The sequence below is a fragment of the Micromonospora sp. NPDC049114 genome (assembly GCF_040648635.1).
Classification (GTDB): domain Bacteria; phylum Actinomycetota; class Actinomycetes; order Mycobacteriales; family Micromonosporaceae; genus Micromonospora.
The window spans coordinates 25,518-48,532 of sequence record NZ_JBEZEA010000008.1 but is presented as its reverse complement, the minus strand read 5'-3'; the positions used below and the strand labels follow the sequence as shown (position 1 = coordinate 48,532).

Genomic DNA, 23,015 nt, shown 5'->3' with positions numbered 1-23,015 from the left:
GCGTGTCGCGTCGCCGGCGACGCCGGTGGTCAGGCGACGTGGCGCAGCCAGCGTCGCTGCCAGGGTGTCTCGACAGCCTTCCGGTGGTAGCCCGCCCGGACCCAGGGCACCGCCTGCTCGGCAGGCAGGCCGTCGAGGATCGCCAGAGCGGCCAACGCCGTTCCGGTCCGGCCGATCCCGCCGCGGCAGGCCACCTCGACGCGTTCACCGTCGTGTGCCCGACGCAGAGCCGCGCGCAACGCGTCGAGTGCGTCCGCCCGATCGAGCGGCACCCAGAAGTCGGGCCACCTGATCCGGCGGTATGGCCAGGTCGGCTCCGGGCCGGGTGCCAACAGCAGGGCGAAGTCCGCAGGCGAGGCGGTCGCGGCGACGCGGCGGCCGCGCACCGCGGCCCCGCTCGGCAGTACGAGCAACCCCGTCTGCTCCGACCAGATCTGCGCGGCAGTCACCGGGACATTGTGCCGCGCACGAGGGCGGCTCATGGTGCACGGCGGACACGGAAAAGCGCCGCCCCCGACCGGGTGGTCGAGGGCGGCGCCGGTGTCGGTGTGCAGGTCGCCTCTCGGCGAGTGGCGCGACGCGGCTCCAGCCGGACGGTATTCCGCGAGGGCTATGTAGGTGAGGCCCGGGGACACTGAGTCACACCGACACTGTGCACAACCAGCGGACGCCCGCCGGTGTTCCCGCCCCAGCGCAGATCTTGGACAGTTACCGTCCGCTCGGAACGGTAACTGTCCAAGATCCGCGCCGCGCCGCGCCGCGCTGTACGGGCCGGGCCGAGCGGGCCGTCCGGGCGACCCGGCGGGTGGGCATGCCGATGGCCGGCACCCCAGGGGGGTGCCGGCCATCGGTCGGGTTGGGCTGTGGGTCAGCTGTTCCAGTACTGGCCGACCAGGTCGGCCGCCTGCTGCTCCCACTGGGCGTACGCGTCGGGGTACGCCGAGACCTGCACGGTCTGGGCGGCCTCGGTCAGCGGCATGTCCTGCCAGCCGTCAACCTGACGCAGGCCCTTGAGGAACGCGGTCGTCGAGTACTCCGGGTCGGTGATCTGCTCGGGCGTGCCCCAACCGCTGGACGGCCGCTGCTGGAACAGACCCAGCGAGTCGTGGTCGTTCATGTCGCCGAGGTGACCCAGGTTCTCCAGCTTCGACTCCTGCAGGCTCGTCGCGATCGAGATGACCGCGGCGCGCTCGGGCAGGCCAGCCTTCTTCGTGGCGGCGATGATCGCCTTGACGTTGGCGGTCTGCTCGTCGTTCAGGTCGATGTGCGACTGGGCACCCTGGGTGCCGTGCGGGATCAGCTTGCTCGTGTCGGGCTTGTCGGCCTGCACCACGGCCACCGGGCGGGCGTCCGTGCCCGGGGTGGCGACATGGGCGATCGGGCCGGCGAAGACACCACCGGCGAACGCGAGACCGGCAACAGACAGCATGCTCTTACGGAAGATCGTGTTCATGGGGGTAGCTCCTTCGGGGGTAGGAACACCCGCCTCACCGCCGGGGAGCGGCGACGCGGATGTGAGCACCTCGTCCGGCGCTGCACAAAACAGGGGAAAAGTCTGGGGGGCGGCCTGCGAACCGGGGAGGCTCGCGGCGCCGGGACCGTGTGTAACGACCACCGGTCCGGGGTCATTCCCGGCCCTCACCGGGGCCAGGTTGCGGACCCGGGGGCGGGCCCACTGTCGTTCGGGGGTCTGCAACGACCCGGCCCGGCCGGCCATTCCCCATCCGGTCGAGCGGGTGGAGGTGGCCGTGGTCCTGCGATCGTCAGGGTGTGTAACGACCCCCGGCCGGCCACGATTCCGGCCCAGGGATGCGACCGGTCACAGCCTGAAGACCCCAGGATCGAACATTTCGCCCGCGATCATCCACCCGAGTGGTCCGGAGCGGGCCGTCAGGTGACGATCCGCCCGGGACCTCGGACACCTCAGGCTCGGGATGAGCCGGACATCCCGGGAGCTAAGACGGGGTGCCCAGGTAGCGCAGGACCGCGAGGATGCGGCGGCTGTAGCCGGTCGTGTGGGCGAGGCCGAGCTTGTCGAAGATGGCGTTGACGTGCTTCTCCACGGCGCTCTGCGACACGTGCAACCGTTGGGCGACAGCGGCGTTGGTGTGCCCCTGGGCCATCTCGTGCAGGACGTCCCGTTCGCGCGGGGTGAGTCGACCGAACGGGTCGGGTCGCTCCGATCCGGCCACCACCTGGCGGACCACCTCCGGATCGAGCGCGGTGCCCCGGGCGGCGACCCGGTCGAGGGCGTCGAGGAAGTCGTCCACCTGGGCGACCCGGTCCTTGAGCAGGTATCCGATGCCTTCGGGACGGTCCGCGAGCAGGCGGGCGGCATAGCGCCGCTCGACGTACTGGGAGAGCACGAGGACGCCGGTGTCCGGCCACCGCTCGCGGATCTCCAGCGCGGCACGCAACCCGTCGTCGGTGTGGGTGGGCGGCATCCGGACATCGGTGACCACCACGTCGGGACGGGACCGGGCGACCGCCTCGACAAGCTCGTCGGCGGTGCCGACGGCGGCGACGACCTCGTGGTCCTCCTCGGCCAGCAGCCGCGTGAGGCCCTCCCGGAGCAGGGTCGAGTCTTCGGCGAGAACTAACCGCACGGCAGTTCCGCGAGCACTGTGGTCGGGCCGCCGGCCGGACTCGTCACGACCAGCCGACCGTCCAGCGCGGCGACCCGCCGAGCCAGCCCGGACAGCCCGCGCCCGGTGAGATCCGCGTCGCCGACACCGTCGTCGTGCACCCGCATGCGGACCCACCCCTCCCGTACGCCGATCTCGACCGTGACCAGGTTAGCGGCGGCGTGTTTCGCGGCGTTGGTGAGCGCTTCGCAGGCCACGAAGTAGAGCACCGTCTCGATCTGTCGTGCGGGGCGCAGCGGCAGGTCGCAGCGGATCCGCACCGGCACCTCGGAACCGCGGGCGACCATGGCGAGCACCTCACCCAGGTCGCTGGCGTCCAACGCCGACGGGTAGACCCGCCACGCCACCTCGCGCAACTCCGCGACGGCCCGCTGCACGTCCTCGTGGGCCTGGGTGACAAGGGCGCGGGTGCGGTCGGCGTCGCGGGCGCGGCGGGCCCTCCCGAGCAGCATCCCGAGGGCGACCAGCCGCTGCTGGAGACCGTCGTGCAGGTCACGTTCGATGCGCTGCCGTTCGGCGTCGACCGCCGCGATGACCGCTGCCCGGCTGGTGGTCAGCTCCTGCACCCGCCGGGTCAGCTCCGCCCGGTGCCCCGGCCGCAGCAGCCGCCCGGCCAGCCGGACGTCCAGCGCGGCGATGCTGGCGAGGGCCTGGATGTTGAGCAGGAGCAGCACCGCGCCGACGGCGACCTGGGACAGCGCGTCGAAGAGGCTCAACTCTCCGCGTACCGCCGCGCGCAGCACGATCCCCGCGAGCACCAGGCCGATGCCCAGCACGGCGTACGCCAGCAGGCCGAGCGTGCCGGGCAGCAGCCGGGCGGCCAGGTAGCCGACCTGCCGCCGGGTCGCCACCTCGTGCGCCGCGGGCGGCTCGTCCGCGCCGAGCAGACCGGCGAGACGCCGACGTTCCAGGCGTACGAGCTGTCCCGCGCACCGTCTGGTCAGGTCGGTGGCCCGGCGGCCGGCCGCGGGCGCGAGCGCGGACACGGCGAGCGCGACCGCCGCGACGGCCAGGAAGCCGAGCTCGACGGCGGCCGTGGCACTCCCGACGGCGACGCCGAACGGCAGCCGCAGCCGAGTCCACCACGGGCCGGTTGGCCGCTCCCCGGTCATCTGGCGTCCCTTCGGGTGGCGCCCCTTTCGCTCCGCTTCACCGGAGACCTCCGCGAGACGCTAGCGCTCGTCCGAGGCCCAGGAACTCCCCCGGTAGAGGGTGCCCCGACCGCCCGGATCCGGCATCCCCGACGGCGGCGCACCATGGCGAGAAGACCCCGGGTCCGAGCCGGAGCGGTCGGCCGACGCGGGGTTTCGCGCCGAGCGGCGGGCCCGCAGCACCCGCGAGCCGACGAACCAGGCAACGGCCGCGACGCAGGTGACGATCACGACGTTCTGGAGAGTGCCGACGTAGCCCTCGACGAGGTGCCAGTTGTCGCCGAGCAGGTAGCCGGCGAGCACGAAGGTGGTGTTCCAGATCAGGCTGCCCAGCGTCGTGTAGAGCAGGAAGGTCCGCACCGGCATTCGCTCCACCCCGGCCGGGATGGAGATCAGGCTCCGGAAGATCGGGATCATCCGGCCGAAGAACACCGCCTTCACGCCGTGCCGGAGAAACCACGCCTCGGTCCGGTCCACGTCGCTGAGCTTCACCAGCGGCAGTCGGGCGACGATGGCGCGCATCCGCTCCCGGCCCAGGGACGCGCCGATCAGGTAGAGCGCCAGCGCGCCCAGCACCGAGCCCAGCGTGGTCCAGAAGATCGCGCCGACCAGGCTCATCCGCCCCTGTGCCGCCACGAAGCCGGCCAGCGGCAGGATGACCTCGCTGGGGATCGGCGGGAACAGGTTCTCCAGCGCCACCGCCAGTCCGGCGCCCGGCCCGCCGAGCCGTTCCACCAGATCGCTGACGTAGCCGACGATTCCGCCCTCGGGCGGTTCGGCCGCGGCCGCGGGGGTTCCGGTGGCGAGGACGGCGTGCGACGTTCGAATCATGTCCCCACGCTACGAACCGATCCTGAGAATCGACCATGAGGCGGACCATCGGACCCCGCGGGTCGCCCACACCGGCGGGGGTGCGGAAAACCGCACCCCGTTGCGGCTCGCGGTGGCGCAGCCGCCGTGCGTACCCCTGGATGTCGCAGCGAACGCGCGGGCACACGCCGACGCGGTCCGCGCGGCGCGCGCCCGGGTGGTGGTCTTCCCGGAGCTGTCCCTGACGGGGTACGAGGTGCAGGGCCCGGTCGTGTCGGTCGACGACCCCCGGTTGGCGCCGCTTGTCGACGCGTGCGCCGAGGCGGGCACCCTGGCGCTGGCCGGCGCACCGGTGGCCGGTGACCACATCGGGGTGCTGGCGGTGACCGGCGACGGGGTGGCCGTGGCGTACCGGAAGATGTGGCTGGGCGGCGCGGAGGCGCAGCGGTTCCGCCCGGGCGACACACCAGGTGTGCTCGAGGTGGACGGGTGGCGGATCGGGCTGGCGGTCTGCAAGGACACCGGCGTCGCCGCGCACGCGCAGCGCACGGCCGCACTCGGGATCGACGTGTACGCGGCGGGGGTGCTGGAGTCGGCGCGCGACGCGGCGGTTCCGGACGAGCGGGCACAACGGATCGCCACGACACACCGGGTCTGGGTGGCGGTGGCGAGCTTCGCCGGGTCCACCGGCGGCGGCTACACCGAGGCGGCGGGCCGGTCGGCCATCTGGACGCCGCAGGGTGACGTGGCCGCCCGGGTGAACACGGCGCCGGGCGAGTGGACCGCGACGACCCTCCATTGAGGACTGATTCGGTGCGGCCCGATCGGCGTCACGGCGCTTCCGCGTCGGTCGGCTCGTGCGTTTCGCGGTTGCTCGTGGACGGCGGCCTTGACATGCTTCGGCCCATGACCGGTTTCCCGCCGACCTTCGCCGACGATGTCGTCGATCTGCCGTCCCAGGCGCAGGTCGAGGCGTTTCTCGACGAGCACCGCCGCGCGCTCAACAGTTCCCTTGACGGGCTCACCGAGGAGCAGGCGCGACGCTCGTTGGTGCCGTCCCGCACGACGCTGCTGGGGCTCGTGAAGCACGCGGCCTTCGTCGAGAAGGTCTGGTTCGACGAGGCCGTCACCTGCCGGCCACGCGCCGAGATCGGCATCCCGGCGACGCCGGACGAGTCGTTCATCCTGGCCGACGGCGACACGATCGCCACCGTCCAGCAGGCGCACCGCGAGGCGTGCGAGGCGTCCCGCCTCGCGACGGCGTCCCTGGGCCTGGACGACGTGCTGCGCGGCCACCGGCGTGGCCCGCTGCCGCTGCGCTGGGTGTACCTGCACGTGCTGCGCGAGCTGGCTCAGCATTGCGGGCACGCGGAGATCCTGCGCGAGCAGGTCCTCAGCAGCGACTAGGGCGCCGGCGCGGCGTTACTGGATCGCGCGCTGGCCGACCCGGGCGGTGTCGCCGAAGCGGCGCAGGGTCCAGCGGGCCGGCGGCCAGCCGCCGGTGTCGTGGTCGGTGACCCACTCGGTGATCGAGGCCGGCGGCACGTCCAGGTCGAACGCCCGGAAGATCGGCTGCGCGGCGAGCGCGTGGAAGGCGCCCTCGACGGTCTCGCTGTGGCCGACCAGGACCACGGTGCCGCCCCGGTGCCGGTGCGCGATCTCCATGATGGCGCGGCTGACGCGCACCACCAGTTCGGCCCAGCTCTCGTTGCCGTCCTCGAAGGGCCGGAACACTCCCCCGCCCGGCACCGCGTGTTCGGTACGGAAGCGCGTGACCGGCAGCCCGTCGGCGTACGGCGGGGTGTGCCACGTGCACAGACCGCAGTCGGCCAGCGGGCGGACGCCGAACGCCGCGGCGATGGGCTGCGCGGTCTCGACGGTGCGCCGCAGCACTGACGAGTACACCGCCACCGGCCCCTCGACGGCGTAGTCGTCGACGAGTCGCTGGGCAAGCCGGTGTGCCTGGTCGTGGCCGAGCGGCGTCAGCCCGCGGCATCCGTGCGGGCCGCCCACGATCCCGTCGACCTGGTGGAGCGACTCGCCGTGCCGCACGAAGATCAACCGTGTTCGCATCGGCCCATCATGCCAGCGACGCACGCGGATGGATCAGCCGTCCGTACGAGATGACAGTCGTCAGCCGGCGTCCAGCACCTCGCGCAGCCGCGCGGCGAACTCCTCGGGCTTGCCCGCATAGCCGAACTCGCCTCCGAGGAAGCCGCCGTGGTGACTCGGGAACACCACGGCCTCCTGGCCGAGCAGCGCCGCCGTGCCGAGGGCCGTACGGGCGGTGTAGGTGCCCGCCGACTCCTCACCGACCGCGATCACGATCCGGGTCGACGACGCCGTGAGCACGCTCGCGTCGGGGCGGTAGTCGGTGATCGCCCACGAGCTCTTCGACAGCAGCGGATTGTCGCGGCTGCCGTCGTCGTCGGTGGGCATGCCGACCATCGCCGGGTCGGGCGCGGGCTGGGCGAAGTAGGCGTCGGTGAACTCGCCCTGCCACGACGTCATCGCGATGAACGAGGCCATGCCGGCGCCGAATCCCTTCGCCTGGTACGCCTCGTAGAAGCCGTTCCGAGCGCGTTCGGCCGCCGCGGCGTCCGGGAGCACCGCGTTGATCGGCGGCTCGTGGGCCACCAGCGTGACGACGTCGCCGGGGTGGGTCGCGACGAGTTCGAGTGCGGTCACGGCACCGCCGCTGCTGGCGAACACGTCCACCGGGCCGGCGTCGAGCGCCTCGATGAGCAGGTGGAGGTCGGCTGCCTGCTGCTGCGGCGTGTGGTCGGACCGGCCGTCGGTACGGATGCTGCGGCCGAGCCCGCGCGGGTCGTAGGTGACGACGGTGCGGTCACTGAAGTGCGGGGCGAGCGCGTCGAAGCCCTCCGCTGTCATCGGCTGGCCGATCATGAGCAGCGCGGGCCGCCCGCCGCCCGGGGGCAGTGGGCCGCGGACGTCGTAGACCAGCTCGACGCCGGGCACGGCGAGGGTGTGCGTCTGCTTCGTCGTCATGCCGGTGAGACTACGACAGATGCCTCAGCCGTCGGTGCGGCCGGCGGGCAGCCCGCGGGCCTGACTGAGCAGCGCGTCGAGCTGGGCGCCCGTCTGCCGCGGCAGCCGGCCACGGTCCACCAACTCGGCGATGGTGTCCCGCAGGTCGGCGATGCGCCGCTCGCGGTCCTTGGACCGTCGGTTCACGTCGGCGAGGTCGTCGCGGAGGTCCTGGGCGGTCTTGCGGTCGACATCCCCACGGGCCACCGCCGCGGCGAGCACCTCGGTGAACTCGTCGCTGACCTGGCGGAAGCTGACCGGCACCTGCTGGCCGACCGTCGAGGGCGCCGCGCTTGCCGTCGACGGCGCCGGCGACGCCGATGCCGATGCCGGCGGCTTCGGTGACTGGGTGCTGGGCGCGGGCGCCGGGGCGGAGGTCGACGGCGGGGCCGCCACCTGCGCGGGCCCGGGAGTGTCGGGAGTGTCGGGAGTGTCGAGGCCCTGGGTGAGCACCGCGCCCAGGCCGACCAGCATGGCGAGACCGGCCGCGACGAGGAGGCCCAGAGGTCGGCGCGATCGGCGGCGGGCCGGCACGGCCGGAGCCGGCACGGGCCGGGCGGCCGAGCGGTCGATCAGCGTCGGCGGGTGGGCCGCCGCGGCGGACGGAACGATGCGCAGCAGCTCGGTGGGGGGCTCGACCGGTTGACCGGCACCGAACCGGCGGGCCAGCTGCGCGGCGCTCGGCCGGCGGGCCGGGTCGGCGGCGAGGCAGGCAAGGGTCAGGTCGGCGATGTCGGCGGGCAGGCCGTCCACCCGCAGCGGCGGCACCGGCGTGCCCCGCCGGTGCACCTCGAGGGCGTCCTCCCAGCTCTGCACGGGCAGGGGCGCCTGGCCGGTGAGCGTGCGGTAAAGCAGCGCGCCGAGGGCGTACACGTCGCTGGCCGGGTCGGGTGGGCCGGCGGTGAGGCGCTCGGGCGCGAAGTACGCGGGTGTGCCCATCAGCGGCTCGCCGGACTGGCTGTCCAGCCCGCCGAGCGCGGCGATGCCGAAGTCGAGGACCTTGGCGCCGGTGTCGGTGAGCATGACGTTGCCCGGCTTGACGTCGCGGTGCACCACGCCGATGCGATGCGCGGCGGCCAGCGCGGCGGCGATCTGGCCGGCCACGCGGACGGCCTCGGGCCAGGGCAGCGGGCCGCCGCGCAGCCGGTCGCCCAGGTTGTGGCCCTCGACCAGCTCCATCACCAGGTACGGGACGACGACGCCGCCGGCCAGGGTCGCCTCGGCGTAGTCGTACACCTGGGTGACGTGTGGGTGGGTCAGCCGGGCGGCCGCGCGGGCCTCGCGCTGGATGGTGGCCCGCAGTTGCGGGTCGGCGGCGAGTTGCCCGGCCAACACCTTGATCGCGACCGGCCGGCCGAGGACCTCGTCGTCGGCCCGCCACACCTCGGACATGCCACCGAGCCCGATCCGCTCGTGCAGGACGTAGCGGTCGTGGAGGCGGAGGGTGGGCGTGAAGGGTGACATGGCTCCACCAGTCTGCCTGGCGAGTGCCCCTTCGACCACTCTGCGTGCCCGACCCGGCACCGTTCGTCCCGCCTGTGCCGAAATGGGTCAGGAGCAGCGGGTCACCGTGGGCATCGGTCGGGGCTGGATCCGGTCGGCGAGCCGGCGCAGGGCGACGGCGGTCACCTGTCGGGTCGGGGCGAGCAGCGGCCGGCGCTGCCGTTCGGCCTGGACCGGGGCGTCCGGTCGGGCCGAGTTGACGTGTCGGTTCATCGCGTCGAGAGCGGTGACGTAGCCGGTCGGGAATTCCATGGTCAACTCCTCGGGACAGGTCCGGTGGAGGCCCGGACGACGAGTGCGGTGGGCAGCAGCACGTGACCGGCTGCGGCGTCCGCGGGTGGGTCGAGCAGCAGTTCGGCGGCGATCCGGCCCTTCTCCTCGGCCGGCTGCCGGACGGTGGTGAGGCCGGCCGACGCGGCCTCCGGAATGTCGTCGAAGCCGGTCACCGAGACCGGCGGGTTGGTGCCGCCCGGCCGCTGGGCCAGCGCGTCGAGCACACCGAGGGCGAGGATGTCGGAACCGGCCAGCACGGCGGTCGGTGGCACGGGCCCGTCGAACAGGCCGGCGACGGCGGCGGCCGCGGCCTGGCGGCTGTTGCCGAGGGCGTTGACCAGCGTCAGTTCCGCCCAGTCGACGCCGACCTCGGCGAACGCGTCGGCGAAGCCGGCGAGCCGGCCGCGGGTGGTCGGGTGCCACGCCTCGTGCGCACCGGACAGGGTGACGGGGCCGGCGGGCGCGTCGGGCAGCACGGCGTCGGCGAGCAGGGCCACCCGGCGGTGACCGAGGCCGGCCACGTGCGCGGCGACGCTGCGCGCCGCGGCCCGCTCGTCGATGCCGACGTACCGCTCGTCCGCGCCGGCGTCGTCGCGGGGGGCCGTGCTGACGTACGGCAGTCCACGCGCCCGGATCACGTCCAACGCCCACTCCTCGTCGGCGACGCAGTAGACGCAGAAGCCGTCGACTGCGGCGTTCTCCACCGCGCGGCGGGCGTCGGTCTGCGCGGGTGGGAGCGGCACCAGCAGCATGCTCGTGCCGTGTCGCTCGGCGGCGCCACTCACCCCGGTGAGGAAGCTGATCGCGAAGGGGTCGGTGAAGGCGTACGACAGCTGCGACGTGAACAGGACCCCGATGGAGCCGACGAAGCCGCGGCGCAGGGAGCGGGCGGTGGGGTTGGGCCCGGGGTAGCCCAGTTGACGGGCGGCGTCGAGGATCCGCTCGCGCAGCGCCGTGGAGAGCTGGTCGGGACGGCTGTAGGCGTTGGACACGGTGCTGCGGGAGACACCTACGGCGTCCGCGACGGCTTGCAGTGTTGGCTTCACCCGGCACCTCTCTGTATCGATTCAGTCTGAATCGATACAGAGACTAACCCGACGAGTTGGCGACGGTCAATACGAACCTGCGAACCCGCAGGGCCACCCCGGATGCGACTGCCGCCCCGGGCGGGCGCTCACTGCGGGTAGAGCTCCTCCAGCAGTCGACCGAGGATCTCCGGCGTACGCTCCGGCGGCTCGGCCTCGACGCACAGCCGCTCCATGGCCACTGCGTAATAGTCGAGGTCGTCGCGCTTGTCGAGGTAGATGGCGCTGGTGAGCTGTTCGATGTAGACGATGTCCGGCAGCTCCTGGTCACCGAAGCGCAGGATGGTGAACGCGCCACCGGCGGCCGCGTGGCCACCGGCGGCGAACGGAATGACCTGGAGGCGGATGGTGGGCGACTTGGTGGCCTCGATGAGCGCGACGAGCTGCTCACGCATCACCTCGGCGCCGCCGATCGGACGGCGCAGCGCCGCCTCGTCCACCACGGCCCAGAGCTGCGGCGGCTTGTCCCGGTGGAGCAGTTGCTGGCGCTGCATCCGCAACTCCACGCGGCGATCGATCTCGGCGACGCCGGCCGCCCCGTGCCCGAGCAGCACCACCGCCCGCGCGTACTCCCGGGTCTGCAACAGGCCGGGGACGAACTGCACCTCGTAGCTGCGGATCAGCGCAGCCGCCGCCTCCAGGCCCAGGTACGACTGGAACCAACTGGGCAGCACGTCGCCGTAGCGGTGCCACCAGCCGGGGCTGTTGGCGTCCCGGGCGAGCTTCAGCAGCGCCTCGCGCTCGCCCTCGTCGCTGACGCCGTAGAGGGTCAGCAGGTCGGACACGTCGCGCTCCTTGAAGCCGACCCGACCCAGCTCCATCCGACTGATCTTCGACTCAGAGGAGCGGATCTCCCACCCGGCGCCCTCCCGGGTCACTCCGCTGGATTCCCTCAGGCGGCGCAGTTGGGCGCCGAGCAGCATGCGCAGCACGGTTGGCCCGGTTGTCGGACCGCCCTCGGCGGGAACCATCGTCACGTGCGGACCTCCGGATACCGACCACGCGGCCGGGCACCCAGCCCGGCCGACGTGTAAGCATGCCATGGACCGACAGTGAGGTGAACTCCTCCGTACCGGCGATTCAGTCCCGTCCCCGGGACGGCCTTCGGCGACCGGTCAGTTGATCAGGTGATCGAAGTCGCCGTCGCGTGCGCCGAGCACGAACGCGGCGATCTCGTCCACTGTGTAGATCAGTGCCGGCCCCTCCGGATGGCGCGAGTTGCGGACGGCGATGCCGGCTCCCCCGGGCAGTTCAGCGAGTTCGACACAGTTGCCGCTGGGGTTGCTGCGGCGGCTCTTCTGCCAGCTCAGCGGGGGCAACTGAGTAATCGGAACGCCATTGGGTGGCTGTTGCATGAGAGGCGTCTTTCTGCTCACGAGCCCGCCGGTGCCCGTGGGAGGAGCGGTGACGGCGAGGGTGCGGTATCGACAGTGGATCGTTATGCACGTGCATCTGCTATTGCATCTGCACCGGACGGCGAGCATGATAACGCACGTGATCGGTGCTTATCCGTTCACTTTGCGTTACCCCGACTGGGGCAACCACCAGGGAAAACTGGCCCCGACGCGGCACCGCGCCGCGCAGACCGACGGCTGGAGGCGGTCGCGGCGATGGGAGGTCTCGTGCCGGATCCGATGAGCGTCGCCTCCGGCATCTGTGCGGCGGGAGCCCTGCTCTCCTCCTGGCAAATGCGCCGTCGGGCCCTGCGGGCCGAGGCCGAGATCGGGCACCTCCAGGCCGAGTTGGCCGCCGAACGGCACGCCGCCAGCCACGACCCGCTCACCGGGCTGCCCAACCGACGCGCCTTCTACCGCCTCGCGGCCGCGCTGCTCACCAACGCCGACGGCCAGCCGCTGATCGCCATCGTGCTCGACCTCGACGACTTCAAGCAGATCAACGACCGGTACGGGCACGCCGCCGGCGACCAGGTGCTGATCAGCGTGGCCGAACGGCTGGCCGGTTTCGCCGGGGACAACCTCGTCGCCCGCCTCGGCGGCGACGAGTTCGCGGGCCTGCTCGCCAGCCCGACTGTCGACCGGCGCTGGATCGAGCACGCCACCCGCCGCCTCAGCGAGACCGTCGCCGCGCCCATCCGGCTCAACGGGTGCAGCGTCCGCGTCACCGCCTCGGTCGGGCTCGCCCCGGTGACCGGTCCGGCCCAGCTCACCGATGCGCTCAGCCGCGCCGACGCGGCCATGTACCAGGCGAAGAGCCTCTCCGGCCCGCGGGCGCCCCGCCAGCTCGTCGACAGCGCCCGCCTCGCGGAGTGGTGACAGGACGGCCTCAGGCGGCGGGTCCGCCTCAGACGGCGGGTCCGCCGAACCACCGGGGCAGCTGAGCGACCAGGTCGGCCTGATCGTCACCGGCCCAGGCCACGTGGCCGTCCGGCCGCAACAGCACCGCGGGTACGTCCAGTTCCGCGCTGACGTCGACGACGTGGTCGACCCGGTCGGCCCACCCGTCGACCGAGAGCCGGCCGGTCTGATCGAGCAGCAGCCCGCGACCGCCGTGCAGCAGCTCGTAGAGCCGTCCCCGCTTCAGCGGTACGTCCCGCAGGTGCCGACCGACCAGCTCGTGGCCCTCGCCGAAGTCGTAGCGCACCCCCAGGCCGGTGACCTTCTCGATCAGGTACCGGTTGACGTCCTCGAAGTCCATCAGCTCCGACAGCAGGTGGCGGACCGCCTGCGGCCCCGGCTCGGGGGACAGCAGGAACATCTGCGCGCGGGTGTTGACGAGCACGTCGGCGGCCACCGGGTGCCGCTCGGCGTGGTAGCTGTCCAGCAGCCCGTCGGGCGCCCAGCCGTTGATCTCGGCGGCCAGCTTCCAGCCGAGGTTGACCGCGTCCTGGATGCCGAGGTTGAGCCCCTGCCCGCCGGTCGGTGGGTGGATGTGCGCCGCGTCTCCGGCCAGCAGCACCCGGCCGACCCGGTAGCGCTCGGCCAACCGGGTGGCGTCGCCGAAGCGGGAGAGCCAGCGTGGCGAGTGCACGCCGAAGTCGGTGCCCGCGTACGCCCGCAGTTGCTGTTGGAACTCCTCGATCGTCGGCGGGACGGAGCGGTCCGCGGCAACCTCGGCGGCGGGCACGAGAACCCGGTACACGCCGTCCCCGAGCGGCCCGAGACCGAACCGCAGGTGGGTCTTGCGGACCTCGGCCACCACCTCGGCCACCGTCTGCGCCGGTACGCCCACCTCCATCTCGCCGAGCAGCGAATCGACCCGGCTGGGTTCACCGGGAAAGCCGACACCGAGCAGCCGACGGACCGTGCTCCGGCCGCCGTCGCAGCCGACGAGATAGCGGGACCGCAGCGGCGTACCGTCGGCCAGCTCCGCCGTCACCCCGTCGTCGTCCTGACTCAGGCCGACCAGTTCGCTGCCGCGGCGGACCTCGACGCCGACCTCGACGGCGTGCTCCGCCAGCAGCCGGTCGGTGGTGGTCTGCGGAATACCGAGGACGTACGCGTGGGCACTGTCGAGACCACCCGGCGACGGCTTGGGAATCGCGGCGAAGTAGCCACCGAGCGGATGCCGCGTGCCCAGGGCGAGGAAGCGCTCCAGCAGCCCGCGCTGGTCCATCACCTCGATGCTGCGCGCGTGCAGACCCAGCGAACGGACGTAGCGGGTCGGTTCGGCGTCCTTCTCCACCACGACCACGCGCACACCGTGCAGTCGCAACTCGCTGGCCAGCATCAGACCGGTCGGCCCGCCGCCGGCAATGATCACATCGATCACGAGATCCCCCGATTTTCCCACGTTTGGGCTTCGGGTGGAGATTCTGCGGCATCACCCGGGTCTTGCCGCAAGACCCCGGGTGCGATATAAGTTGGAGGTGGCAGGGAGCGCGACGTCCCTGCCATTTCTGTTTCTCCTCGCGCCTACCCGTCAGCGCATTGTGGACAGGTGGCGCTGCAGGGCGGCGTACGACTCGGCGGCCCCCTGCGCCATCCCGGACCCGGCCATGCCGTCGCGCTGTTCGGTGGTGTCGAACCGGGTGGTGCCGGTGAGGACCGTGCGGCCGTCCTGCTCGGTGAAGACCAGCGTCTCCACCGCCACCTGACCGGGCATGCCCTCGAACTCGAACGTCTGCACGATCCGCTCCGGCTCGACGATCTCCCGGAACTCGCCCCGGAAGGCGTACGCGTTGCCGTCGGGAGCGTGCTCGACGAAGCGGTAGCGGCCGCCCTCGCGGAAGTCGATCTCGACGTCCAGCGGGTTGCCCCGGCCCCACCAGTGCCTGAGGTGTTCGGCCTGGGTGTGCGCGGCGAAGACGAGGTCGCGCGGAGCGTCGAAGGACCGGGTCATCGTGATGTCCCGGTCGGAGGACATGTCGATCGTCAGGTCACGGGTTTCGGTCACGGCTGGTCTCCTTCAGGTCGCGTAGGTAGTCGTCCAGGGCGTCGTGGCGCTCGTCCCAGAGCCGGCGGTACTGGTCGACCCACTCGGCGAGGGTGCGCAGCGGTGCCGGGTCGAGCCGGCACCGCCGCCACTGCGCCTCGCGGGTCCGCACGATCAGCCCGGCACGCTCCAGCACGGTGAGGTGCTTGGAGACCGCCTGGAGGCTGATCGGGAACGGCTCCGCCAGTTCGTTCACCGTCGCCTCGCCGGTCGCCAGCCGGGCCAGGATGGCGCGGCGGGTCGGGTCGGCGAGCGCGGCGAACACGGCGCTGACCGGATCTGCTGTCATGTCGCTTTCAACCACCTAGATGATTAACCGATGGGTTGAATCTACAGCTCAACGGTCGTCTGTCAACCCGATCAGAAGAGGACGCGGCGTCGCCCTGGTGAGTCGCCCCGGAGACCGGGTATGGGGAAGCCGGCCGTCCCGTCGCCGAGAGGAACCCGTCGTGGTGAGCATTCGCGCCATCGTCCTCAACTGCACGCTCAAGCCGTCGCCAACCCCGTCCAGCTCCGACCAGTTGGGTCGCGAGGTGCTGGCCGAACTCGCCCGCCAGGGCGTGGACGGCGAGATCGTGCGGGTGGTCGACCACGACGTGCGCTTCGGGGTGTCGACGGACGAGGGCCACGGCGACGGCTGGCCCGCGATCCGCGCCAAGCTGCTCGCGGCCCAGATTCTCATCATCGCCACGCCGATCTGGCTGGGCCAGCCCGCCAGCGTCACCAAGATGGTCCTCGAACGTCTGGACGCCGAACTGTCCGAGACCGACGACGAGGGACGGCTGCTCACCTACGGCAAGGTGGCCGGCGTCGCGGTCGTCGGCAACGAGGACGGCGCGCACCACAGCATCGGCGAAGTCCAGTGCGCGCTCAGCGAGGTCGGCTTCACCATCGCGGCGGCCGGCGCTACCTACTGGGTCGGCGAGGCACTGCACAAGGTGGACTACCGCGACGCCGGCCCCAAGCCGGACACCACCGGCCGCACCACCAAGGCCCTCGCGCTCAACAGCGCGCACCTGGCCCGGCTGCTCGCCGAGCAGCCGTACCCGCCGCCGGAGGCGCAGGGCGCCGCGGTGGGCCCGAGCCGCGAGCCCGTCTGACCGCCGCGCGCTTCACAACGCCGACGAGCACCGCCCGCATCGAGGCCGTGGTCGGCCGGGCGCCCGGGGCTCAACGAGCCGTGGCGTACGGTTTCCACGTCACCTGTCGAGCTGCCCTACGTGTGGGGCACGGGCGCGCTCCAGATCCGCACACCGCCCCACCGCCGGGCACGCTCCAGATCCGCACGCTGCCCCACCGCTGGGCACGCTCCAGACCCCGCACACTGCCCCACCGGTGGGGCAGCTCGACAGGGCCCGAAGGAACCTCGACAGGGCGCGCTGCGACAGTGCGCCAACGGGGTTTCGGTCAGCGCCAGCCGTAGCCGGCGCGCAGCGCCTGCCCGACCCGGTCGAACCGGGGCCGGTCCAGCACGGCGCCCTCGCGGCGGATGCTGTCCTCACGCATGGTGAGCACGCGGTCCAGCCGGACCCAGCTCGGCCGCTTGTCGCGGTCCCACTCGCCGGGACCGAGCGCGAACCAGTGCCGCTGACCGTCCCGCTCGCTCTGGCTCGACAGCATCAGCCCGAACAGCGTCCGGCTGTGCCGTCCGACCACCAGCACCGGGCGGTCCTTGCCCTGGCGGGGGTCGTCCTCGTACGGCACCCAGGTCCAGACGATCTCGCCGGGGTCGGCCTGGCCGTCCCGCTCGGGCGCGTAGGTCAGCTCCCGACGCTGCAACGCGCTCACCTGGCGAGGGCGGGCCACCCGCGCGGGAGCCGGCCCGGTACGCCGGGGCGACGGGATTGCCGCGCCCACCCGGGAGATGCGTTGCGCCACGTTCCTCAAGAGACCAGCCACGGCGGGCAGCCTACCGGCCCCGGCGCGGCCGGCCGGCGTCGGCGCACTGCGGCAGACTGGCCCGATGGACGAACTGCCCGACGACCTGCCGATCCTCGAGCGGCGCGCGGTGCGCGTGGTCGTTCGCGACGACGCCGACCGGGTGCTGCTGTTTCACACCCGCGACCCGGACCATCCCCGGCTGGGCACGTGGTGGGAGCTGCCCGGCGGCGGCATGGACCCCGGTGAGACGTACCGGGACACGGCCGTGCGGGAGCTGCGCGAGGAGACCGGCATCGTCATCACCGCCGACCAGGTTGGCGCACCGACCTGGCGACGACGGGCGAGTTTCCTGCACCGCCAACTGCGGCACGTCCAGGACGAGCTGATCGTCGCGGTACGGCTGAACGGGCCCGGGCCGGACGTGGACGAGGCGTACCGGCTCGACTACGAGCGGGAGGACTACTTCGGCTTCCGGTGGTGGCCGCTGCCGGAGGTGGTGGCCAGCGGGGAACGGTTCTATCCCGGCCAGCTCCCCCGGCTGATCACGGCCTTCCTGGCCGGCGAGCAGATCGACGAACCGTTCGAGCTGTGGTCGTGAGCGGGGCCGGCGAAGATGCCGGACGCGGATGCGACGGGCAGAGTGGGTACATGACGACGGACCTGCACGCGCCGCTCTCCGCGTACGCCGGGCGGCTGCACGCCACGATCGGCGACCGGCATCACGTCGCCTCCCCGCTCGGGGCCTGGCTGCTGCTCGCCCTCAGCGCGGCGGCGACGGCCGGCTCCGAACCGGCGGGCGACTCCGAGAGGGCGGGCAACTCCGGCTCGGGGGCCGAGGGGCTCGCGGCGGCGCTGGGCACCGACCTGGCCAGCGCGGCCACCGTGGCCCGCGCGCTGCTGGATGCGCCGCATCCACTTGTCGCGTCGGCCACCGCACTCTGGCTCCGAGCGGGCCGGCGCACCGACGAGCCGGCCGGGTGGCGGGCGGCGCTGCCGGCGGCGACCGAGGTCGGCACGCTGCCCGACCAGGCCGGGTTGGACGCGTGGGCACGCGAGCACACCCTCGGCCTGATCGAGACGTTCCCCCTGAAGGTCCACCCGGACGTCGTCTTCGCCCTGGCCAGCGCGCTGGCCACCCGGATCTCCTGGGCGCAGCCGTTCGAGGTCACCGACGCGCGTGCGCTCGGCCCGGCCAGCGCCTGGGCGCGGGACCTACGGCGAGCGCTGCGCAGCCCGGACCACGGGCACCAGGGGGCCATCGTCACGACCGATCGGGCCGGTGACGTGATCGTGCACGCCGCCCGGGCCCAGGCGACCGACGGCGCGGGGCTGGTGGTGCTCTCCGTGGCCGCCGCACCGCACGTGCCGGCGACCGATGTGCTCGCCGCCGCGTACGACCTCAGTGCCGGCGCGGCCGGCGGCGCGCAACCGCCGGGACGGCGCTCGCTGTTCGACCTGCCGCTGGGCGACACCGCGCTGTGGACGCTGCGGGAGGAGCGGGTCCGGACCCGCGCCCGCGACGGCCGCGAGGAACGACACCGGGCGGTGCTCCCCTGCTGGTCGGCCCGCAGCGAGCACGACCTGACCGCCGAGCACCTGGGTTTCCCGGCGGCGACGGCGGCGCTGGCCGGGGCGCTCGCCCAACCGGTGCAGGGCTTCGAGGCGCGGCAGGTGGCGATGGCGCGGTACGGCCGGTACGGCTTCGAGGCGGCGGCGGTGACCGGCATGTTCGGGACGGTCAGCCTGCCGCCGGAGGGCGTCGCCCGCACCGCCGAGCTGCGCTTCGGCCACCCGTACGCAGTGGTGGCCGTCGCCACCGACACCACTGCCGACGGCGCCACCGGGCCGTGGCACGGAGTGCCGGTCTTCTCGGCGTGGATCAGCGAGCCCGAGGACCTGCCCGACGCCGACGTCTAGGCACCGGCGCGGTTCCCGGCGACGGTCAGCGGGTGGACGGGTCGGGCACGATGGGCGGATCGGTCGCGGTACCGCCGTGGTCGTCGCGGGGCAGTCGCGCGACCATCTCCCGGAACTCCCGTACGGTCACCGCCTCCCGCAGGGTCGCGAAGACCGCTCCGGTGCCGGCCCGTGCCGTGGCCGGGTCCACCCCGGCGCGCTGGCCCACCCGGCGCAGGAACTCCGCCGGGCCGGCGTCCACCGGCGGCGGCGCGACAGGCCCACCGACGTCAGCCCCACCGACGTCGAGGCCCACACCGGTGTCGAGTCCGTCAACGCCACCGGGCGGGCTCGGCGGCGCGTCGTCCAGGTAGCCGTCGACCTCGTCCGGAAGGTGACCGGTGAGCTCGTCCGGCGGGCCGCCCGTGACTCGCTCGGCCATCGTCTGGAGCACCGCGCGGGCGAGCGCCGCGGCCTGCTCGGTCGGCAGGCCGGACCGGCGGGACACCGCGTCGATGAAGTGCGGAAACCCGTCGCCGCCCGCGCTGTCGGTCACGCCGCGCGCTTACCCCGGGCCGCCGACGCCAAACGACGCCGACGGCACGACAGCGCAGCAAACCAGCGCAGCAACCAGCGCAGCCGACCAGCGCGCCCGAGCAGCCGTCAGCGCAGCAGGTCCGCCGCCAGCAGGTGATCGAAGATGAGCTGGTCGACCGGGGAGGTGCGGTGCCGGTCGGCGTACCCGAGCCAGGCCATCTCGGCGATCTCACTGGCCGGCTGCAGCCGCCCCCGGTAGCCGGCCCGGTAGCAGGTCATCCGCACGGTGATCCCGGTCGCGTGCCCGTGCGCCTGCGCGCTGAACGTGCCCAGGTGCACGGCGCTTCGCACGTCGACCTCGACGCTCAACTCCTCGTCGATCTCCCGGCGCAGGGTCTCCAGGTCGCTCTCCCCCGGCTCGCGCTTGCCCCCGGGCAGGTACCACACGTCCTTGCCCTGCGAACGGGTGCTCAGCACCCGGCCGTCCTCGATGAGGGTCCAGGCCACCTTGTCGATCTCGCGCACGCCGCCTCCCGCCCCGCTGAGAGCGGGCACGCTACCACCCGGCGCCGGCCGCGAGACAGTCAATCGGCCAGCAGGTCGAGCAGCAGCGCGGCGGTCCAGCCGAACGCCGGTGAGCCCAGCCCGGCGCCCGTGTCGGGGTGGAAGTACTCGTGGCAGCCGGCCCCGGCGACCAGGTCGATCATCGAGCGGCGCAGGCCGGCCGCCAGCTCCGGGTGCCCGTGGGTCAGCAGGCCGCGCCGCACCAGCCAGCCGATGTTCAGCCAGCTCGGCCCGCGCCAGTAGCGCAACGGTTCGAAGTCGGGCGCAGTGCGGTCGTAGGTGGGCAGCGGCCGGTCCATCCACCGGGCCACCCCGAAACGCGGTGACCGGGCCTCGACGACCAGCGCGTCGACCTGCCGGGCGGGCAGGCCGGGCAGGATCAGCGGCGTGAGCCCGAGCACGGTCCGCGCGCCGACGAGCCGATCGGTGCGCAGGTCGCGGGGCTGGAAGGTGCCGGTGCCCGGGTCGTACAGCCGGCGTACCAGCGCCTCGGTGACGCGGTCCGCACGGACCCGGTGCGGGGCCGGGTCCGCGCCGGTCAGCGCGGCGATCTCGGCCAGCGCGTGCTCGGCGGCCCCGAACGCCGCGTTGAACAGCGGGCACTCCACCAGGAACGGATGGCCGTCGGCCAGGTCGCGGTCGGCGTAGCCGTGGTCGCGGTAGGCCGCGACGATCGCCAGGTAACGCGCGTAGTCCAGGTCCGTGGGGCGGTGCGCGGCGTCGGCGTGCGCGGTGTCGTGCCTGCGGTACGCGCGCATGACGGCCGCGTCCGCGTCGACCGCGGCCATCGGCTCGTCCCAGGCGGGGCTGTTGTCCAGACCGGACTCCCACGGGTGTACGACGCACACCAGCCCGTCGCCGGCGACGTCCCGCCGCGTCGCCAGGTACCGCTGCTGGGCGACCAGCGCCGGGTAGAGCCGGCGCAGCGCGGCCAGCCCGGCCGGATCGGGTGCCCGCCGGTACGCCAGCAGCGCGGCGAGCGCGTGTACCGGCGGCTGGACCAGGCCGGAGGTGTCCACCGTGGGCGAGCCCTCGACGTCGGACGAGCGCCACAGCTCCGGCCCGGGAAAGTACGCGCCGACACGCAGCGCCGGGTTGAACACGATGTGCGGCACCCGCCCGTCCGCCCACTGCGCCCGGAACAGGCTCGTCAGCTCCTGCCAGGCCCGCTCGGGACGCACGTGGGCCAGGCCGACCGCGATGAACGCGGAGTCCCAGCTCCACTGGTGCGGGTAGAGCGTGCGCGACGGGACGGTGTGGTCGTGCTCCCAGTTGGCGTCGAGGGTGGCGACGGCGAGCCGCCGCAGCCCGGCCAGGCCGGCCGGCCCGCCGGTACGGGTGGGGACGGCACCGGCGCTCATGCGGCGGCCCGCCGGGGCAGTGCGTGCCGCAGCACCGCGGCGGCCTGTTGCAGGGCCCGGACCGGGTCGCCGCGCAGCCGGCACTCCAGAGCCAGCCACCCCCGGTAGTCCAGCTCCAGCAGGGTCCGCACGAGGGCCGGCCAGTCCAGGTGCCCGGCGCCCGGCTGGTACCTGTTGGAGTCGCTGACCTGCACGTGCCCGAGGTACGGCGCGGCGGCGCGCAGCGCCCGGTGCACGTCGTCCTCCTCGATGTTCATGTGGAAGGTGTCGGCGACCACCCGCACCGAGGGCAGTCCGAGCGCGGCGCAGAGGGCGACCGCCTCGTCGAGCCGGTTGACCATGTGGTCCTCGTACCGGTTGAGGGGTTCGAGGAAGAGCGTGACCCCCTCGGCGCGGGCGTGTTCGCCCAGCTCGCCGAGGGCGTCGAGGAGCACCTGGCGGTCGCCGGCCGGTGGGCGCGGCGGCTCGAACGGCGGCAGCCGTCGGGAGAACATGCCCCACGCGGCCGGGGTCATCGCCCCGACGCCGCCCAGCTCGGCGATGACCGAGAGCTGGGAGCGCAGGTTGCGCACGGCGTCGGCGGACCGGGCGCTGTCGAAGTCGCCGATGAAATGGTCCATCTCGACGCAGACGGTGGGCATCACCACCCCGGCGGCGCGGGCCCGGCGCAGCTCGGGCAGTCGAGCGGCGAACGCGAGGTCACCGCGTGCGCGTAGCTCGATGCCCTGGTAGCCCAGGGCGGTGGCGAGGGCGTACTTCTGGATCAGGTTGGTGCCCGGCAGGAGTTGTTCCTGGCAGGCAAGCGCGATGGTGGTCATCTAGAACCTCAACACCACTTGGAGGACGTCACCGGCGCCGCGGTCGAGCAGCGCGAGGGCGTCGGCGACCGCGCTGGCGTCGACGATGTGGCTGACCAGCGGCAACGGGTCGACGCTGCGCTCAGCCACCAGGTCCATGAAGGTCTGCGCGACCCGGTCTCCGGTCCACCGGCCGGCCATGCTCGGCGCGGGGGTGGGCCCGGAGACCTGGGCGGCCACCAACTGGATGCGGTTGTGGTGGAACTCCTCGCCGAGGCCGAGCGCGTCGGCCTGGCCCTGGTAGAAGCCGGCGGCCACGACCCGGCCGGCGTGTGCGGTGGAGCGGATCGCCTCGTGCAGCGCCGGGTACGCCCCGGACAGCTCCAGGCAGACGTCCGCGCCCCGGCCGCCGGTGGCCTCGCGGAGCACGGCGGCGGCCGACCGGGTCGCGACGTCCACTGTGGACCGCGCGCCGTAGCGGCTGGCGTACGCCAGCCGGCCGGGCACTTGGTCGACGGCGACCACCCGGGCGCCGGAGAGCACGGCGAGCCGGGTGGCGAGCAGCCCGATGACGCCCTGCCCGAAGACGCCGACCCAGTCGCCCAGGTGCAGGTCACCGGCGAGCACGGCGGTCAGTGCGATCGCGCCCGGCCGGGCGAAGACAGCCGCGAGCGGGTCCAGGTCGGCGGGGAGCGGCCGGACCGCGTCGGCGGCGAGCACCGCCTCGGCCCGGTGCCCCCAGATGCCCCACACGAGCTGCCCCGGGTGCCTGTCGACGACCTCGGGCGCCACCTCGACGACCTCGCCGACCTCCTCGTAGCCGAAGCCGATCAGCGGGTACGGCACGGGGGTCTGGCGGGGGACGAACATGCGGGCGGCGTCGTCCCAGTCCTTGCTGAGCCGGGGATTGCTGCCCCGGTAGAGGGTCAGCTCGGTGCCGGCGGAGATGCCCGAGTAGCAGGTGCGGACCCGGACCTGGCCCGGGCCGAGCGGATCCGGCGGGCAGGGCTCGAGGCTGATCCGTCGAGGCCCGGCGAGAGAGACCACCCAGTTGCCCATGTGTCACATCCCG

Annotated in this window: 27 protein-coding genes; 6 read left to right on the top strand and 21 right to left on the bottom strand. The window is 73.2% G+C overall.

Annotation, left to right across the window (positions count from 1 at the left end):
- Positions 1-29: 29 nt before the first annotated feature.
- The 5 genes from AB0B39_RS22190 to AB0B39_RS22170 form a co-directional block, all read right to left on the bottom strand.
- Positions 30-449 (bottom strand): protein-tyrosine phosphatase family protein, encoded by a 420-nt coding sequence (locus AB0B39_RS22190; protein WP_357489838.1) that lies wholly within the window; start codon positions 447-449, stop codon positions 30-32.
- Between the two features lie 419 nt (positions 450-868).
- On the bottom strand, positions 869-1,453 hold the full coding sequence (locus AB0B39_RS22185) for a hypothetical protein (protein ID WP_357489836.1): 585 nt from the start codon (positions 1,451-1,453) through the stop codon (positions 869-871).
- A 502-nt stretch (positions 1,454-1,955) separates the two neighbouring features.
- Complete coding sequence (locus AB0B39_RS22180; protein WP_357489834.1) at positions 1,956-2,606, bottom strand: response regulator transcription factor; 651 nt, start codon at positions 2,604-2,606, stop codon at positions 1,956-1,958.
- On the bottom strand, positions 2,597-3,757 hold the full coding sequence (locus AB0B39_RS22175; RefSeq protein WP_357575239.1) for a histidine kinase: 1,161 nt from the start codon (positions 3,755-3,757) through the stop codon (positions 2,597-2,599). The genes AB0B39_RS22180 and AB0B39_RS22175 overlap by 10 nt, the downstream gene beginning before the upstream one ends.
- A 60-nt stretch (positions 3,758-3,817) precedes the next feature.
- Positions 3,818-4,627: a DedA family protein gene (locus AB0B39_RS22170; RefSeq protein WP_357575238.1), complete on the bottom strand. Its 810-nt coding sequence runs from the start codon at positions 4,625-4,627 to the stop codon at positions 3,818-3,820.
- Positions 4,628-4,727: 100 nt separating this feature from the next.
- Between AB0B39_RS22170 and AB0B39_RS22165 the strand changes: the two genes are divergently transcribed.
- Positions 4,728-5,408: a carbon-nitrogen hydrolase family protein gene (locus tag AB0B39_RS22165; RefSeq protein ID WP_357575357.1), complete on the top strand. Its 681-nt coding sequence runs from the start codon at positions 4,728-4,730 to the stop codon at positions 5,406-5,408.
- Positions 5,409-5,512: 104 nt separating this feature from the next.
- Positions 5,513-6,013 carry a DinB family protein gene (locus AB0B39_RS22160; protein WP_357575237.1) on the top strand — a complete coding sequence of 167 codons (501 nt, stop codon included), beginning with the start codon at positions 5,513-5,515 and terminating at the stop codon, positions 6,011-6,013.
- A 15-nt stretch (positions 6,014-6,028) separates the two neighbouring features.
- On the opposite strand, the gene AB0B39_RS22155 is transcribed toward AB0B39_RS22160, so the two are convergent.
- From AB0B39_RS22155 to AB0B39_RS22125, 7 genes are all read right to left on the bottom strand, one after another.
- Entirely contained in the window at positions 6,029-6,679 is a 651-nt protein-coding gene (locus AB0B39_RS22155; RefSeq protein ID WP_357575236.1) for a histidine phosphatase family protein, read from the bottom strand.
- 60 nt (positions 6,680-6,739) lie between these two features.
- Positions 6,740-7,615, bottom strand: a complete 876-nt coding sequence (locus AB0B39_RS22150) for an alpha/beta hydrolase (RefSeq protein ID WP_357489824.1) — start codon at positions 7,613-7,615, stop codon at positions 6,740-6,742.
- 24 nt (positions 7,616-7,639) lie between these two features.
- Positions 7,640-9,118 carry a serine/threonine-protein kinase gene (locus tag AB0B39_RS22145; RefSeq protein WP_357575235.1) on the bottom strand — a complete coding sequence of 493 codons (1,479 nt, stop codon included), beginning with the start codon at positions 9,116-9,118 and terminating at the stop codon, positions 7,640-7,642.
- Positions 9,119-9,205: 87 nt separating this feature from the next.
- A complete protein-coding gene (locus tag AB0B39_RS22140; RefSeq protein ID WP_357575234.1) occupies positions 9,206-9,409 on the bottom strand; it encodes a hypothetical protein in 204 nt (67 codons plus the stop codon).
- 2 nt (positions 9,410-9,411) lie between these two features.
- Positions 9,412-10,476, bottom strand: coding sequence for a LacI family DNA-binding transcriptional regulator (locus AB0B39_RS22135; protein WP_234588182.1), 1,065 nt, complete (start codon positions 10,474-10,476; stop codon positions 9,412-9,414).
- A 128-nt stretch (positions 10,477-10,604) separates the two neighbouring features.
- Positions 10,605-11,492 carry a helix-turn-helix transcriptional regulator gene (locus AB0B39_RS22130; RefSeq protein WP_357489818.1) on the bottom strand — a complete coding sequence of 296 codons (888 nt, stop codon included), beginning with the start codon at positions 11,490-11,492 and terminating at the stop codon, positions 10,605-10,607.
- Between the two features lie 138 nt (positions 11,493-11,630).
- Complete coding sequence (locus AB0B39_RS22125) at positions 11,631-11,870, bottom strand: DUF397 domain-containing protein (protein WP_234588179.1); 240 nt, start codon at positions 11,868-11,870, stop codon at positions 11,631-11,633.
- A gap of 267 nt (positions 11,871-12,137) precedes the next feature.
- Here AB0B39_RS22125 and AB0B39_RS22120 point away from each other — a divergent pair, with 267 nt between their 5' ends.
- Positions 12,138-12,788 carry a GGDEF domain-containing protein gene (locus AB0B39_RS22120; RefSeq protein ID WP_357489816.1) on the top strand — a complete coding sequence of 217 codons (651 nt, stop codon included), beginning with the start codon at positions 12,138-12,140 and terminating at the stop codon, positions 12,786-12,788.
- Positions 12,789-12,816: 28 nt separating this feature from the next.
- Here AB0B39_RS22120 and rox read toward each other — a convergent pair whose 3' ends face one another.
- From rox to AB0B39_RS22105, 3 genes are all read right to left on the bottom strand, one after another.
- Positions 12,817-14,244: a rifampin monooxygenase gene (gene rox, locus AB0B39_RS22115; RefSeq protein WP_357489814.1), complete on the bottom strand. Its 1,428-nt coding sequence runs from the start codon at positions 14,242-14,244 to the stop codon at positions 12,817-12,819.
- 150 nt (positions 14,245-14,394) lie between these two features.
- On the bottom strand, positions 14,395-14,868 hold the full coding sequence (locus AB0B39_RS22110; protein ID WP_357489812.1) for an SRPBCC family protein: 474 nt from the start codon (positions 14,866-14,868) through the stop codon (positions 14,395-14,397).
- Positions 14,852-15,196: a metalloregulator ArsR/SmtB family transcription factor gene (locus tag AB0B39_RS22105; RefSeq protein ID WP_357489810.1), complete on the bottom strand. Its 345-nt coding sequence runs from the start codon at positions 15,194-15,196 to the stop codon at positions 14,852-14,854. Before AB0B39_RS22105 ends, AB0B39_RS22110 begins: the two co-directional genes overlap by 17 nt.
- A 160-nt stretch (positions 15,197-15,356) precedes the next feature.
- Here AB0B39_RS22105 and AB0B39_RS22100 point away from each other — a divergent pair, with 160 nt between their 5' ends.
- Complete coding sequence (locus AB0B39_RS22100) at positions 15,357-16,007, top strand: NAD(P)H-dependent oxidoreductase (RefSeq protein ID WP_357489808.1); 651 nt, start codon at positions 15,357-15,359, stop codon at positions 16,005-16,007.
- A 307-nt stretch (positions 16,008-16,314) separates the two neighbouring features.
- Here AB0B39_RS22100 and AB0B39_RS22095 read toward each other — a convergent pair whose 3' ends face one another.
- Positions 16,315-16,806: a type II toxin-antitoxin system PemK/MazF family toxin gene (locus AB0B39_RS22095; protein WP_234588172.1), complete on the bottom strand. Its 492-nt coding sequence runs from the start codon at positions 16,804-16,806 to the stop codon at positions 16,315-16,317.
- 64 nt (positions 16,807-16,870) lie between these two features.
- Here AB0B39_RS22095 and AB0B39_RS22090 point away from each other — a divergent pair, with 64 nt between their 5' ends.
- Positions 16,871-17,386, top strand: coding sequence for an NUDIX domain-containing protein (locus tag AB0B39_RS22090; protein WP_357575233.1), 516 nt, complete (start codon positions 16,871-16,873; stop codon positions 17,384-17,386).
- A 50-nt stretch (positions 17,387-17,436) separates the two neighbouring features.
- On the top strand, positions 17,437-18,705 hold the full coding sequence (locus AB0B39_RS22085; RefSeq protein ID WP_357575232.1) for a hypothetical protein: 1,269 nt from the start codon (positions 17,437-17,439) through the stop codon (positions 18,703-18,705).
- A 25-nt stretch (positions 18,706-18,730) separates the two neighbouring features.
- On the opposite strand, the gene AB0B39_RS22080 is transcribed toward AB0B39_RS22085, so the two are convergent.
- From AB0B39_RS22080 to AB0B39_RS22060, 5 genes are all read right to left on the bottom strand, one after another.
- Positions 18,731-19,240, bottom strand: a complete 510-nt coding sequence (locus AB0B39_RS22080) for a DUF2267 domain-containing protein (RefSeq protein WP_357489802.1) — start codon at positions 19,238-19,240, stop codon at positions 18,731-18,733.
- A gap of 107 nt (positions 19,241-19,347) precedes the next feature.
- On the bottom strand, positions 19,348-19,746 hold the full coding sequence (locus tag AB0B39_RS22075) for an NUDIX domain-containing protein (protein WP_357575231.1): 399 nt from the start codon (positions 19,744-19,746) through the stop codon (positions 19,348-19,350).
- A 59-nt stretch (positions 19,747-19,805) separates the two neighbouring features.
- Positions 19,806-21,146 carry a hypothetical protein gene (locus AB0B39_RS22070; RefSeq protein ID WP_357575230.1) on the bottom strand — a complete coding sequence of 447 codons (1,341 nt, stop codon included), beginning with the start codon at positions 21,144-21,146 and terminating at the stop codon, positions 19,806-19,808.
- Complete coding sequence (locus AB0B39_RS22065) at positions 21,143-21,964, bottom strand: sugar phosphate isomerase/epimerase family protein (protein ID WP_234588163.1); 822 nt, start codon at positions 21,962-21,964, stop codon at positions 21,143-21,145. The genes AB0B39_RS22070 and AB0B39_RS22065 overlap by 4 nt, the downstream gene beginning before the upstream one ends.
- On the bottom strand, positions 21,965-23,002 hold the full coding sequence (locus tag AB0B39_RS22060) for a zinc-binding alcohol dehydrogenase (RefSeq protein WP_357489796.1): 1,038 nt from the start codon (positions 23,000-23,002) through the stop codon (positions 21,965-21,967). It abuts the gene before it with no gap.
- Positions 23,003-23,015: the final 13 nt, after the last annotated feature.